Annotated in this window: 11 protein-coding genes and 1 pseudogene; 7 read left to right on the forward strand and 5 right to left on the reverse strand. The window is 73.0% G+C overall.

Going from position 1 to position 13,243, the window contains the following annotated elements:
- Positions 1-19 precede the first annotated feature (19 nt).
- On the forward strand, positions 20-1,573 hold the full coding sequence (locus ACFYPJ_RS14160; protein ID WP_389015478.1) for a DUF6519 domain-containing protein: 1,554 nt from the start codon (positions 20-22) through the stop codon (positions 1,571-1,573).
- Positions 1,573-2,460 (forward strand): peptidoglycan-binding protein, encoded by an 888-nt coding sequence (locus ACFYPJ_RS14165; RefSeq protein ID WP_389015480.1) that lies wholly within the window; start codon positions 1,573-1,575, stop codon positions 2,458-2,460. The genes ACFYPJ_RS14160 and ACFYPJ_RS14165 overlap by 1 nt, the downstream gene beginning before the upstream one ends.
- A gap of 24 nt (positions 2,461-2,484) precedes the next feature.
- Here ACFYPJ_RS14165 and ACFYPJ_RS14170 read toward each other — a convergent pair whose 3' ends face one another.
- Complete coding sequence (locus ACFYPJ_RS14170) at positions 2,485-2,874, reverse strand: DUF5997 family protein (protein ID WP_389015483.1); 390 nt, start codon at positions 2,872-2,874, stop codon at positions 2,485-2,487.
- A gap of 59 nt (positions 2,875-2,933) precedes the next feature.
- Here ACFYPJ_RS14170 and ACFYPJ_RS14175 point away from each other — a divergent pair, with 59 nt between their 5' ends.
- Positions 2,934-3,782 carry a LysR family substrate-binding domain-containing protein gene (locus ACFYPJ_RS14175; RefSeq protein ID WP_389015486.1) on the forward strand — a complete coding sequence of 283 codons (849 nt, stop codon included), beginning with the start codon at positions 2,934-2,936 and terminating at the stop codon, positions 3,780-3,782.
- Positions 3,783-3,830: 48 nt separating this feature from the next.
- Here the strand turns inward: ACFYPJ_RS14175 and ACFYPJ_RS14180 are convergent, their stop codons facing one another.
- Positions 3,831-5,255 carry an MFS transporter gene (locus ACFYPJ_RS14180; protein WP_389015488.1) on the reverse strand — a complete coding sequence of 475 codons (1,425 nt, stop codon included), beginning with the start codon at positions 5,253-5,255 and terminating at the stop codon, positions 3,831-3,833.
- Between the two features lie 654 nt (positions 5,256-5,909).
- Between ACFYPJ_RS14180 and ACFYPJ_RS14185 the strand changes: the two genes are divergently transcribed.
- The gene (locus tag ACFYPJ_RS14185) at positions 5,910-6,941 is read left to right on the forward strand and encodes a lactonase family protein (RefSeq protein WP_389015491.1); all 1,032 of its coding nucleotides are present in this window, start codon (positions 5,910-5,912) and stop codon (positions 6,939-6,941) included.
- Between the two features lie 318 nt (positions 6,942-7,259).
- On the opposite strand, the gene ACFYPJ_RS14190 is transcribed toward ACFYPJ_RS14185, so the two are convergent.
- Complete coding sequence (locus tag ACFYPJ_RS14190) at positions 7,260-8,183, reverse strand: sirohydrochlorin chelatase (RefSeq protein WP_389015493.1); 924 nt, start codon at positions 8,181-8,183, stop codon at positions 7,260-7,262.
- A 162-nt stretch (positions 8,184-8,345) separates the two neighbouring features.
- Positions 8,346-9,323 carry an N-acetylglucosamine kinase gene (locus ACFYPJ_RS14195; protein ID WP_389015496.1) on the reverse strand — a complete coding sequence of 326 codons (978 nt, stop codon included), beginning with the start codon at positions 9,321-9,323 and terminating at the stop codon, positions 8,346-8,348.
- A 342-nt stretch (positions 9,324-9,665) separates the two neighbouring features.
- Between ACFYPJ_RS14195 and ACFYPJ_RS14200 the strand changes: the two genes are divergently transcribed.
- Positions 9,666-10,343, forward strand: coding sequence for a uracil-DNA glycosylase (locus tag ACFYPJ_RS14200; protein WP_389015499.1), 678 nt, complete (start codon positions 9,666-9,668; stop codon positions 10,341-10,343).
- 432 nt (positions 10,344-10,775) lie between these two features.
- Here the strand turns inward: ACFYPJ_RS14200 and tnpA are convergent.
- Positions 10,776-11,262 (reverse strand): annotated as a pseudogene (tnpA, locus tag ACFYPJ_RS14205) (IS200/IS605 family transposase).
- Positions 11,263-11,290: 28 nt separating this feature from the next.
- Here tnpA and ACFYPJ_RS14210 point away from each other — a divergent pair.
- Complete coding sequence (locus ACFYPJ_RS14210; protein WP_389016015.1) at positions 11,291-12,292, forward strand: RNA-guided endonuclease InsQ/TnpB family protein; 1,002 nt, start codon at positions 11,291-11,293, stop codon at positions 12,290-12,292.
- Entirely contained in the window at positions 12,222-13,205 is a 984-nt protein-coding gene (locus tag ACFYPJ_RS14215; protein WP_389016018.1) for a helix-turn-helix domain-containing protein, read from the forward strand. Before ACFYPJ_RS14210 ends, ACFYPJ_RS14215 begins: the two co-directional genes overlap by 71 nt.
- Positions 13,206-13,243 lie beyond the last annotated feature (38 nt).

Below are 13,243 nucleotides of genomic sequence, written 5' to 3' on the forward strand. Positions count from 1 at the left end.
AACCAGGGGGACACCCTTCATGCACGCCGATCTCTCCCGCTCCACCTTCCGCCCCGAGCGGCACTACTCCGCGGTCATCGCCCAGCAGGGCCGCGTCCAGTTGGACGCCGACCTGAACGAGCAGGCCGCCATGCAGCTCCACGACGCCCGTGTCCGCACCATCGATCTGATCGGCCGGCACGGCGGGCCGCGCGACGCCGCCGGCTTCCGCATCGAGTACGTGGGCGGCAAGCACGACCTCGACACCCTGTACATCGGCGGCGGCCGCTACTACGTCGACGGCATCCTGTGCGACGCGGACCGCCCGGCACCGGACACCCCCGTACCCGACGAGGACGCCGCCGCGGACCAGCAGCCGGCGGCCGCGCAGCCGATCTGGGACTACTGGCACCAGCCCGACGGCTTCCGTGACCCGGAGCGGCCCGGCGACCGCCTGCCCTCGCCGGGGCAGTCCCCGTTCGTGGCCTACCTCAAGGTGTGGGAGCGGACCGTCTCGGCCGCCGAGGATCCCGCGCTGCGCGAGGTCGCGCTCGGCGCCGCGCTGCCCGACACCGCCGTCCGCTCCAAGGTCGTCTGGCAGGTGCTGCCGCTGTCCCTGGGCGAGCTGGAGATCGAGGACGCCGACCCCACCAAGGAGGTCGTCCGCGCCGCCTTCGACCGCTGGGCACGGCGCCAGGCCGCGCCCACCACCCGGCTCGCCGCCCGCGCCGAACGGCCCGAGCACGCCGACGAGGACCCGTGCCTGGTCCGCCCCGACGCCCGCTACCGCGGCCAGGAGAACCAGCTGTACCGGGTGGAGGTGCACGCCGGTGGCGAAGCCGAGGACGCCACCTTCAAGTGGTCCCGGGAGAACGGTTCGGTGGTCTTCCCGGTCGACGGACTCGACGGCACCTGGGTGGAGTTGGCGACCCTCGGCTTCGACGAGAAGCTGGACCTGGACGTCGGCGACCTGGTGGAGCTCACGGACACCGCGTACGCCTCCCGTCTCGACGCCCTGCCGCTGCTGCGGGTCGAGGAACTGGACCTGCCCGGCCGCCGGGTCCGGCTGTCCGCCGAACCCGATCCGCACGTCGGGCGGCTGCCCCACCTGCACCCGTTCCTGCGCCGCTGGGACCACCACGAAGGGCCCCGCCGCAAGGGCCGTACCGCGGCGCTCAAGGGCGGTGCGATCCCGGTGACCGAGGGGGAGTGGCTGCCCCTGGAGGACGGCGTCGAGGTGTACTTCGCCGCGGGCGGCACCTACCGCACCGGCGATCACTGGCTGGTCCCCGCCCGCACCGCCACCGGCGGCGTCGAGTGGCCCACGGCCCCGGCGCGGCGCCCCCTGCTGCGGCAACCGGCCGGTATCGAGCGGCACTTCGCGCCGCTCGCCCTGGTCAAGGGCGAGGAGGGCGCGGTCGATCTGCGGTATGCCTTCGGACCGCTCGCCAGCAGCATCCCGGCGGCGGACGAGGCGACCCTCGCGGCGGAGGCGTCCGCCGCGCGGGAGGAACAAGCGGCGGAGGCCGACCCCTCCGGCGGCCGGTCACAGACCACAGCTACGGCGGAGGCGGCCGTGGAAGGAGACGAGTGATGGCGCAGCCGATGAGCGCGTCCAAGCTGGTGGAGATCCTGCGAGCGGAGGGCGTGACGGTCCACGAGGTGCGCAAGTGGCGCACCCACAACCGCAACACCAAGGGGCCCTGGGGCCCGATAAACGGCGTGATGATCCACCACACCGTCACCTCGGGCACCGACAACTCGGTGAACATCTGTTACAACGGCTACTCCGGGCTGCCCGGCCCGCTGTGCCACGGCGTCATCGACAAGCAGGGCCATGTCCACCTCGTCGGCAACGGCCGCGCCAACCACGCCGGCCTCGGTGACAGCGACGTGCTGCGGGCCGTCGTCAACGAGGCGAAGCTGCCGCACGACAACGAGGCCGACACCGACGGCAACCGGCACTTCTACGGTTTCGAGTGCGTCAACCTCGGCGACGGCAAGGACCCCTGGCCGGAGGCGCAGAAGGACGCCATCGCACGGGTCGCCGCCGCCATCTGCCGCCACTACGGCTGGAGCGAGCGCTCGGTGATCGGCCACAAGGAGTGGCAGCCGGGCAAGCAGGACCCGCGCGGCTTCACCATGGACAGCATGCGCGGACGCATCGCCGCCCGGCTGGGCGGAAAGGGCCCGGGCAAGCCGCAGCAGCCTGACCCGACCCCCAAGCCCAAGTACGCGCCCTTCCCGGGTGGCGGCTTCTTCCACATCGGGCAGAAGTCGGCGCTGATCACGGCGATGGGCCGCCGGCTCGTCGCCGAGGGGTGCGGCCACTACGAGCAGGGACCGGGCCCGGAGTGGACCGAGGCCGACCGCAAGTCCTACGCGGCCTGGCAGCGCAAACTGGGCTTCAAGGGCAAGGACGCGGACGGCATCCCCGGCCGGGCCAGCTGGGACAAGCTCAAGGTGCCGTCGAGCGGCTGAGCGGGCGCGCGCCGGGCGGGGCGGTCAGTCCTGCCCGGCCTGCTCCTTGCGCAGTTCCCTGAGACGGGCCGCCTCCTTGCGGACCCCGGCCTGGGTGGTGCGCTCCCGCTCCAGCCACTCGGGCCCTTCCCGCTTCAGCGACTCGATCTGCTCGGTGGTGAGCGCGTCGGTCACCCCGGCGCGGGCCAGGCCCGCGATGGACACGCCCAGTTTCGCCGCGATCACCGGACGCGGGTGCGGGCCGTCGCGCCGCAGCTCGCGCAGCCACTCCGGCGGCTCGGCCTGGAGCCGGTTCAGCTCGGTGCGTGAGACGACACCCTCCTGGAACTCTGCGGGGGTGGCGGGGAGGTACACACCCAGCTTCTTCGCCGCGGTCGCGGGCTTCATCGTCTGGGGGCTCTGCTGGGACGTCATGCGGTCAAGGGTATCGGCCGGACACGGGAGGGCCGGCCACGGCCGGTACCCTTGGCCCGGTGACAGGCCATGGCCCGGCGACGGGCCCGCAGGAGACACCGTCCTTCCGACTCGCGTACGTACCGGGGACGACGCCCGGCAAGTGGGCGCGGATCTGGCACGAACGCCTGCCCGGTGTCCCGCTCGCCCTTCTCCCGGTGCCGGCCGAGAAGACGGCGGATGCGCTGCGCGGGGGATCGGCCGATGCGGGTCTCGTCCGGCTGCCGGTCGACCGCACGTTCTTCAGCGCGATCCCGCTGTACACCGAGACGACCGTGGTGGTGGTCCCGAAGGACCATCTGATCACGGCCGCGGACGAGGTGACCCTCGCCGACCTCGCCGACGAGGTCGTCTGGCACCCCCTCGACGACGTCCTCGACTGGGACGCCCCGCCCGGCCGGCCCGCCGTCGAACGGCCCGCCACCACCGCGGACGCCGTCGAGCTCGTCGCGGCCGGGGTGGGTCTCCTCGTCGTCCCGCAGTCACTGGCCCGCCTGCACCACCGCAGGGACCTGACCTACCGCACGGTCGTCGACGCCCCCCAGTCGGGCGTCGCCCTGTGCTGGCCCGAGCACGCCACCACCGACCTGGTCGAGGACTTCATCGGGATCGTGCGCGGACGCACCGCCAACAGCACCCGCGGCCGGGGCACCCTTCAGGCCGGGCAGACCCCGCCGAAGCGGAAAACCCCCGAGGGAGCCGCCCGGCAGCAGCCCGCGACGGGCGGCTCGGCCGGCCGCACCCGGCAGAACCGCTCCACCGCCTCCAAGGGGGCCAAGGACACCAGGAGCGCCAAGAGCGGCAAGGGGAGCAAGGGGGGCAAAGGAGCCAAGGGGACCGGTAGCGGCAGGCCGCGACGCCGGTCCTGACCCGGCGGGCGCCGCGGTCCCGGTCACCTGCCGGGTGAGGGCGCACGGTCAGCCGTTCGCCGACGGGCCCCGCAGATCGGCCACGGCCAGTACCAGCGCCACCAGGACGAACACCAGCGAGGTCGCGAAGGCCAGCCGGAGCGCGTCGGCGGCCCGCCCGTGGTTGGTGAGATGCGCGAAGTACACCGAGCCCACGACGGCGATCCCGGCCGCCGACCCGATCCGCTGCCCGGTCTGCAGGACTCCGCCGGCCGCCCCGGCGCGGCGCACCGGGACCCCGGCGAGCGTCAGCGTGGTGTTGGGCGACACGGTCAGACCGGAGCCGACACCGGCGACGAGCAGCGGCAGCGCCGCCGCCCAGCCGGCCCCCGGGCCCGGCACCATTTGCACGGCCGCCAGGGCACCCAGCACCCCGAGCGTCACCGCGAGCAGCCCGACCACCACCAGCCCGCGGCCGTAGCGGACGACGAGCCGTCCGCCGGCCAGGGCGGCCGCCGCCGAGCCGACCGCGAACGGCATCGCGGCCGTTCCGGCGGCCAGTGCGCTGTAGCCGAGGCTGTTCTGCAGGTACAGGGAGTAGACGAAGTACACCGAGGTGAATCCGGCGAAGTACACCAGGCTCAGCAGCGAGCCCAGCGAGAACGACCGCAGGGCGAACAGCCCCAGGTCCAGCAGCGGTCCCCGGCCGAGCCGGCCCTGCCGCCGCTCCCACGCCCGGAACGCCACCAGCAGCAGCACGGCCACGGGAACCAGGGCCCACTTGCCCCGGCCGGGCCACGCCTGTTCCTGCACCACCGGCAGCATCAGCGCGAACGCGCCGCAGCCGAGCAGCAGCACGCCCGGTACGTCGAAGCCCTCCCCGGCGTTCCCGCGCGGCGCGATTCTCGGCAGCAGCCGCAGCGCGGTCACGAACACCACGAGGCCGATCGGCAGGTTGAGGTAGAACACCCAGCGCCAGCTGCCGAACACCTCGATCAGCACACCGCCCGCCAGCGGACCGACCGCGGTGGAGACGGCTACGACGCTGCCGAACGCGGCGAAGGCGCGGGCCCGTTCACTGCCGTGGAACAACTGCATGATCAGCGCCGACGTCTGAGGAGCGATCAGGCCGCCCGCCACGCCCTGCAACAGCCGGAAAATCACCAGCCAGCTGCCCGTGGGGGCCAGCCCGCAGGCCGCGGAGGTGAGCGTGAACAACGCGACCCCGGTGAGGAACACCTGCCGGCTGCCCCGCAGATCGGCCAGCCGTCCGGCGGGCACGAGGCACAGACCGTAGGTGAGCGCGTAGCCGGAGACCACCCAGGACAGATCGGACGGGGCGGCGTGCAGACCGCGCTCCATCGACGGCACGGCGACATTCACGATCGACGTGTCCAGCAGGGTCATGAAGCCCGCCGTCAGACAGACCGCGAGCGCCTTCCAGCGCCGCTCGTCCGCGAGCGGCTCGGTCTCCTGGGTCTGGACGGTGCTCATGGCGACCAGCAAAGGCCGGGGTGCCGGACGCCCGGCCCGGTGGGCGCGGGGGCGGCGCGGCGGGACAGCCCGGGCTGCCGGTGCGGAGGGATCGGGTCGGTGGGCATGGGGCAGACCTTCCTGTGCTGTCCTGCGCACACCGTAGGAACAGACGTCGTGCCCCGCGCGCCGGGACGCCGGGAAAACGGGCCGTCACCACCTGTGCAGCGGCCTGACGACAAGGCCGGTACCGCTTTTCGGAGCCGAACAACCGTGCTGAGCCGTCCGGGTGGCGGCCCCGGTCCGGGCCCCGCCCGGACCGGCCCGACCGGGACGGGAACGGCGGTTCGGCGCCGCGCGGCAGGGCGCACATCGCGGCCTGCGCCGAGCGGGTCACCCGCCCGGCGCAGGCCACCGGGCGAACCCTGCCGCCGCGCGGGCCGCGGCCTCTGCGACCGCCGGGACCGGTGCCGGTCGACCGCCACGGTGCGCGACACGCACCCGCCGACCACACTGACCGGACCGAGCCGTTGCGAACCGGGCCGAGTCGTCGCCGGCCCGTCCGGTTCACGTCCCGCAGGCGGCCGCGCCCGGACCGGGCGGGCCTGGTCTAGACCGCCAGAGATCGACTGCTACCGTCGGCCCCGGACGTGGCACGCACGAGAGGGGACAACGGTGGCAGACGGCAACAGGCGGCCCAGGGCCTTCATCGGGTCGTTCACGGCGGCGGGCGGCCCCGGGCTGGTGACGGTGGCCGTCCACCCGCACAGCGGTGCGCTCATGGTGCTCGACAGTGTCGACGGTGTCCCGGACCCGTCGTATCTGGCGCTGTCGCCCGACGGGGGCATGCTGTACGCCGTCAGCGAGACGGCCGACGGCGCGGTGGCCGCGTACCGGGTCAAAGGTGACAAGCCGGTGCTGGCCGGGGCGCCGGTGTCGGTCGGCGGCAGCGGCCCCACCCACCTCGGCCTGTACGACGGTCACCTGCTCACCGCCAACTACGGCTCCGGCAGCGTCACCGCCGTGCCCGTGCGCGCCGACGGCTCCCTGGCCGGCGTCCGGTCCGGGATCCTCCAGCATGCCGGCGCGGGCCCGCACGAACGGCGCCAGCGGGGCCCGCACGCCCATCAGGTGCAACCGGACCCCAGTGGCCGCTGGGCCGTCAGCGTCGATCTGGGCACGGACTCGGTGCGGGTGTGCACCCTGGAGCGGGGCACCCCCGTGCTGCACCGCGAGATCGCCCTCCGCCCCGGCTCCGGCCCCCGCCACCTCGCCTTCCATCCGGACGGCGGGTACGCCTACGTCGTCAACGAGCTGACCCCGACGGTCACCGTGTGCCGCTGGGACGCCGGGGAGGGCCTGCTGCGGCCGCTGACCGAGACGCCGCTCCTGCCGGGCGCACCGGCCGGTGACGCCTACGCGTCCGGCATCGTCGTCTCGCCCGACGGACGGTTCGTGTGGACCGCGACCCGTGGCGAGGACGTGCTGTCCGTGTTCGCCGTCGAGGGCGAAGGGCTGCGGCTGACGGGTACGGTGCCCTGCGGCGGCCACTGGCCGCGCGCGCTGGCCGAGAGCGGCGGCTTCCTGTACGCCGCCAACGAGCGCTCCGGGAACGTCACCTGGTTCGCGATCGACCGGGACTCCGGGCTGCCCCGTTACGACGGTTCGGTGGAGGTGCCCGCGGCGTCCTGCGTGGTCTTCGACTGAAACGGACTTCGGCCGCCGCCTGCTTCGGCCGAGGCCGTCGCCGGCAGGCGTCTGACACCGGCCGATGCCGGCCCTGGCCTACGCGGTCTTCGGCCGCGGTCGGCTCCGGCCGACGTGGTCCGGGGAGAGCGGGGGTGCGGCCCGGCAGTCGTGGTCCGGGGAGATGGGGGCGCCCCGGTAATCGCGGTCCCTGGCAGTTGTGGGGACCAGCAGTCGTGGTCCCCGGCCGGGGCGTGGGTCCGGACATGCCGCGGGCCCGCTCTCCTGGCGGATCGGGCCCGTGGGCGTGCGTCTGCCGTGGCGCCGGCGCGTGGTGCGTCAGCGGGCCTGGGCGCCCTGCGGCTGCTGCGGGGCGATGCCCAGCGCCGTGGTGTACTTGGCCAGCGCGAGCTTACCGATCGCCGGGTAGGCGCCGAGCGGCTCCGCGGTGGCGCAGTCCGCCTCGGCGGCGGCCGCCGCCAGCAGGTCCGGGTCGATCTCGGGGCCGATCAGATACGGGGCCAGCGCCAGATGCTGCGAGCCCGAGGAACGCAACTGCTCGGCGACCGAGGCGATCGAGCCGTCCGCGTCCAGGGCTGCCGCCATCACCGGCACGGCCAGGCGTGCGGCGAGCAGCATGCCGGTGATGCCCGCGGCCTGCACGGCCTCGTCGCCGCCCACGGAGGCCAGGACGATGCCGTCCGCGGCGGTCGTCACGGTGAACAGGCGGGCCCGGTCGGCGCGGGCCAGGCCCGCCTCCGACAGCCGCACGTGCAGTGCCTCGGCCAGCAGCGGGTGCGGGCCGAGGACGCCGGTCAGGTCGGCGGCGACCCGGCTCTCCATCACGGCCTGGCGGACCCGCCGCAGCAGCGCGTTGTCCGGACCGGCCAGCAGTGGCACGACGACGGCCACCGGGCCGTCCGGCTCCTTGGCCTCGGAACCGGAGGCGAGAGCCTGCTCGTAGCGGGCGGTGCGCTCGTCGGCGGCCCGCGTCAGCACCGCCTGCAGGGTGGGGAACTCCGCGCCGTCCCCGTCCACGTACCCGATCCGGGCGTCCAGACCGGGCAGCTCGGAGCGGGCGATGCTCACGACCTCCTCCGCGAGGCCGCGCGTGGCAGTGCCGACCGCACCGGGCACCGCGAGGACGAGCGCGGGCGCGTCCTCGGGGGCCACCAGTGGTTCGGGGCGGCGGTGCCGTCCGGGCTGGCGGGGTCGCGGCATTCGTACGGGTAGGCCGGACTCGGGCCCAGTGGGGGAGCTCATGGCGCCGCATGTTACTGGCTTCTTGGGCTCCTCTGTTCGGGGAGGGTGCAGGTGAACGGTATACGTCCGCTTTTGTCTGATGAGTTACGTACACATCAGAAGTGGGCGATACCTGCTTCCGGTGATGCCCAGCAGGACGAACGGCGATCCGGTGCGGCGCGTTCAGCGGTTCACCACGTACAACATCTTTTCATCACCCGGCAGGGTGAGGCGTCCGGCCGCGAGGTCCGTGGCGATCCGTACCGCGCCGTGCAGCGGATCGCCCTCGGCCGGGACGCGCGGAGCGTACGGCAGCCGCTTCGTCAACTCCTTCGCCAAAGGGACGAGCAGCGGGTCGCCCATCCGGAACAGGCCGCCGGTGAGCGCGACCCGGGGCCCGCCGGAGGCGGGACACACTGCGGCGGCGGACTCGGCGATGTGCCGGGCCGCCGCGCGCAGGATCCCGGCCGCGACCGGGTCCCGCGGCGCGCAGGCGGCCACCCGGGGGGCGAACGAGGCGAGGACGGCGGGCCGGTCGGAGCGCGGGTAGAGCAGACCGGGCAGTTGCGGCAGCGGGCCGAACTGCTCCTCCGCACAGGTGCGCAGGTGCGCGGAGCCGCCGTCCCGTCCGTCGTGGGCGCGCAGCGCCGCCTCCAGTCCGGCCCGGCCGATCCAGGCGCCGCCGCCGCAGTCGCCGAGCAGATGGCCCCAGCCGTCCGCCCGTCGCCAACTCCTCAGCTCGGTGCCGACCGCGATCAGCCCCGTACCGCCCGCGACCACGGCGCCGGGGCGGGACCCGAGGGCGCCCGCATAGGCGGTCACCGCGTCGGCGGTGAGCGCGACGGACCGCACACCGAGTTCCCGTCCGAGCGCGTCCGGCAGTTCGGTGCGCAGCGCGTCGCCGAGGGTGGCGAATCCGGCGGCGCCGACGACCGCGGTCGTCAGTTCACTCACCCCGGTCTCGGCGACCGACGCGCGGGCCATGGGCAGCAGCTGTGCCAGCAGATGCGCGGGATCGATGCCCCGCGCCCCGGTCCGGACCGGCTCCCGTGATTCCCTCGGGGGTGACGGCTGCCGCCCGGGTACGCCGACCGTGACGCGGAGGCCGGACCCCCCCGAGTCGACGGCCAGGAATCCGGCCCCGGCTTCGGTGGGCCTCACCGGAGGCGGCCAGGTGGCGGCGGGCACGCCCCGGGCGTGAGAGGGAAGTCCGGGCCGGACGCGGCTGCGAGGGTGCCGAGATCCGGACAGTGGGGGCGACGGGCCGACTCGGCCTGACGGCGGCGGAACGGCTGGAGCACTGGACGTGGCACGTTGCGCTCCTTCCCGGTGGCCGGTCGGGCGATCCGCACCAGCCGGTTCGCCGACGCCGATGATGCCGATGACGCCGACGGGGAGGAAGACTAGCGGCGCGAAGCGGCCGTGCGCGCCCGGGGCGTCGTCTCCGTGTGCGGCCGTCTCTGCGTGCAAGGGGTGCCGGAGTGTGCCAGTAGAGTGACGCGGGTGGCACCACGACCCTTGCATGAACTTGTCGAAGCGGGCTGGGCGAAGGCTCTGGAACCCGTGGCCGGACGCATCGCGGCCATGGGGGATTTCCTTCGGGCTGAAATAGCCGCAGGCCGGACCTATCTTCCGGCCGGGGCGAACGTACTGAGGGCTTTCCAGCAGCCTTTCGACGACGTCCGTGTACTGATCGTCGGTCAGGACCCCTATCCCACGCCGGGGATGGCCATCGGACTGAGCTTCGCCGTGTCGCCCGAGGTGCGTTCGTTGCCGGGCAGCCTGGAGAACATCTTCCGCGAGCTGCATACGGACTTGGGGCTGCCCAGGCCCTCCAACGGCGATCTGACGCCGTGGGCCGCGCAGGGCGTGCTGCTGCTCAACAGGGCGCTCACCACGGCCCCGCGCAGCCCCGGCGCGCACCGCGGCAAGGGCTGGGAAGAGGTCACCGAGCAGGCGATCCGGGCGCTGGCCGGGCGCGGCACGCCGCTGGTGTCCATCCTGTGGGGCCGGGACGCCCGCAATCTGCGCCCACTGCTCGGGAACCTTCCGGCGATCGAGTCCGCGCATCCGTCGCCCATGTCGGCGGACCGCGGTTTCTTCGGCTCCCGCCCCTTCAGCCGGGCGAACGACCTGCTGAGCGGGCAGGGCGCGCAGCCGGTGGACTGGCGCCTGCCGTAGGACACGGTGCGTGTGATGGCTTCGGCCGGTACCTCCCGCGTCTCGGCCGGGAGCCGAAGCCATCACGCCGGCACCGCCGCCGAGGTCCGGTGAACGATGCGCCGCGAGCGCCGGTCCGGGCGGCGTGAGGGCCTCGGGAGCCGACCGTGCCCGGCGTTCTCCGGTCTGGGCCGCGGGCGGTTCCAGATCGCCGACGGCAATTGCGCGGGGTGGACCAGAAGCTGCCGGGGACACCGGTCGACGCCACTGTGACGGTCACGCGCTCACCGAAGTCCGTCGCCTGCGACCACGGATCGCATCGGAACGACCCGTCAGGGCGGCGGATTCCAAGGGGCGCTGTGACGGGGGATGTCCGGTTACCGGGAGTCTTGCAGAAGGCCCGGGCGTTCACGTCGGGGGTGAATGCGTCTCAAGGCTGCTCTGACGTGCACGTCAGAGCGGACGTTTTTGCTGCTCGATGTACTGGTGCACGATCGTCAACGGTGTTCCGCCGCATGATGCGGAGAAGTACGGGGGCGACCACAGGTGTCCGTGCGTGATGGCGGGGTTGATCCGGCCGCTGGTGAACTGTCCCCCGGCCTTTGGCCGGGAGGTGCCCAGCCGTATCCGGCGGGCGGAGACGCCTTTGAGGCTGTTGACCATTTTTGAGACGGCGGCCTTGGGCGGGATAGGGGTCTGTCCTGTTCGAACGGAGTCGAGAGCTTGGGGAAGCACCAGCAGGTGGATGTGATCGGGTTCGCCGTTGAACTCCTTCGGCTCCGCTTCGAGGTCCTCGCAGGCCTTGCGCATGATTTCTTCGCAGCGTGTCAGCATCTCGTCGTTGAACACGCCGCGCTGGTACTTCGTCACGAAGGCCAAGTGCACATGCATCGCCGAAAATAATGTGTCTGCCCCGCCTGTAGTCGTTCTGTCCGTCTATGAGGCCTGTCGCAGTTAAGGTCGTGGTTGTGCAGCTCCGCTACAACTACCGGGCCTACCCGGATGCCGCCCAGCGCGGTGCGCTGGCGAGTGCGTTCGGGTGCGCATGGGTGGTGTGGAACGACTGCCTGCGTGATCGGAGGGAAGCGCATGCGGCGGGGCTGCCGTATGTGAAGTCGGCGGAGTTGTCCCGGCTTGGTATCACCCAGGCCAAGCGCACCGGGGAACGTGCCTGGCTCGCCGACGTGTCGGCGGTCGTCCTGCAGCAGTCCCTGCGGGACCTGGATGCCGCGTACAAGAACTTCTTCGACAGCCTCACGGGCAGGCGGCAGGTCGGCAGTCTCAAGGTCAAGTGGTCGCGTCGGCTTCCGGCCGCACCCACGTCCCTGACCGTCGCCAAGGACAGCTGTGGCCGGTATTTTCTCAGCTTCGTTGTGGACACCGGGCGGGACATTCTCCCGGTGGTGGAGACGGAGTCCGGTATCGACCTCGGTCTGTCCGCCTTCGCCGTCCTGTCCGACGGCCGGAAGATCGACAGCCCCCGCTTCCTGCGCCGGGCGGAGAAGAAGCTCGGGCGTCTTCAGCGGGAGCTGTCCCGTAAGGCCAAGGGGTCGAAGAACCGGGCCAGGGCCCGTATCAAGGTCGCGCGCCGGCACGCCAGGGTCGCGGACCGGCGCCGGGACTTCCATCACAAGGCTTCGACACAGATCATCCGCGACAGTCAAGCGGTGTATGTGGAAGACCTTGCGGTGTCCGGCCTCGGGCGTACCCGGCTGGCCAAGTCCGTGCATGACGCGGGATGGTCCGCGTTCGTCGGCATGCTGGAGTACAAGGCGGCTCTGCACGGGCGCACCTTCGCCAGGGTGGACCGCGCTTTCCCCTCCTCCCAGGTCTGCTCGGCCTGCGGATTCCGGGACGGTCCCAAGCCCCTGCACGTCCGCGAGTGGGTGTGTGGTGAGTGTGGCACCGTGCACGACCGCGACCACAACGCAGCGGGAGCTGAAGCAGTGGTCCGGCCTGAGCCTGCGTGAGCTGGAGGAACGGGCCCGTGCGCGAGGCGGGTTCCTGGCCCGCAGCACGGTCAGCGACATGCTCCGCGGAAAGCACCGGCCGAGCCCCGAGACACTGGTGGCGTTCGTCCGCGCCTGCGGTGCACCGGAAACCGATGTCCACTCCTGGCTGGCGGCTGCCCGACGGGCCGAGGAAGGCACCGGCGCCCGGCCCTCCGGGCCCGCCCCTGTCCCGTACCCCTCGGACACCGCGGGGGCGCGGCGGCCGACCCGGCTGCCGGTACCGGCCCTCACCGCCCTGCGGCTCGGCGGGCTGTGTCGGCCGCCCCGGCTGTGGGTACTGGCCGCGGCGGTGACGACGGGCCTGGTCGCCGTCGTCGTCTGGACGAACTCGGCGGCCGTGCCCCCGTCGTCCTCACCGGACGCGCCCCCCGGCGTGAAGGCGGTGGCCGAGGACTCCCCGCGGGGCTATGTGGAGATCCGCCCGGCCCGCACACCCCAGCTGTGTCTCAGCGAGGGCCGGGACAGCCAGGGTGAATATGTGCACGCCGTCGCGGCGCAACTCCCCTGCGCGGAGGCCAGGCCGCCCCACACCTACCTCAGACCGGTCGGCACCGCCGCGTCGCGGACGCCGTATTTCATCGAGTGGCAGCACCCGGTGAACGGCCCGGGCTGCCTGACCCCGCGGCGTGCGGGGCCGGGCAAGGATCTGCTGGAACCCTGGCCGGCGAGAAGCTGCGACGCCACGCGCAGCTATCAGCACTTCCGTATCGAGCGGGTCGGACCGGCCGACGCCCGCTACCGCCTCCGCCAGGAGGGCACCGGGCGCTGTGTGGGCCTGCGCGACGATTCCACCGAGACCGGGGCCGACTTCACGATGGAACCGTGCAGCGGGGCGACGGACCAGGAGTTCCTGATCAGGACGGCGGCCTGAGGAGCGGCCGCGCCGGTGCCTTTCTCCTTCCTCGGCTC

This window comes from Streptomyces sp. NPDC006012 (assembly GCF_042871185.1).
Classification (GTDB): Bacteria; Actinomycetota; Actinomycetes; order Streptomycetales; family Streptomycetaceae; genus Streptomyces.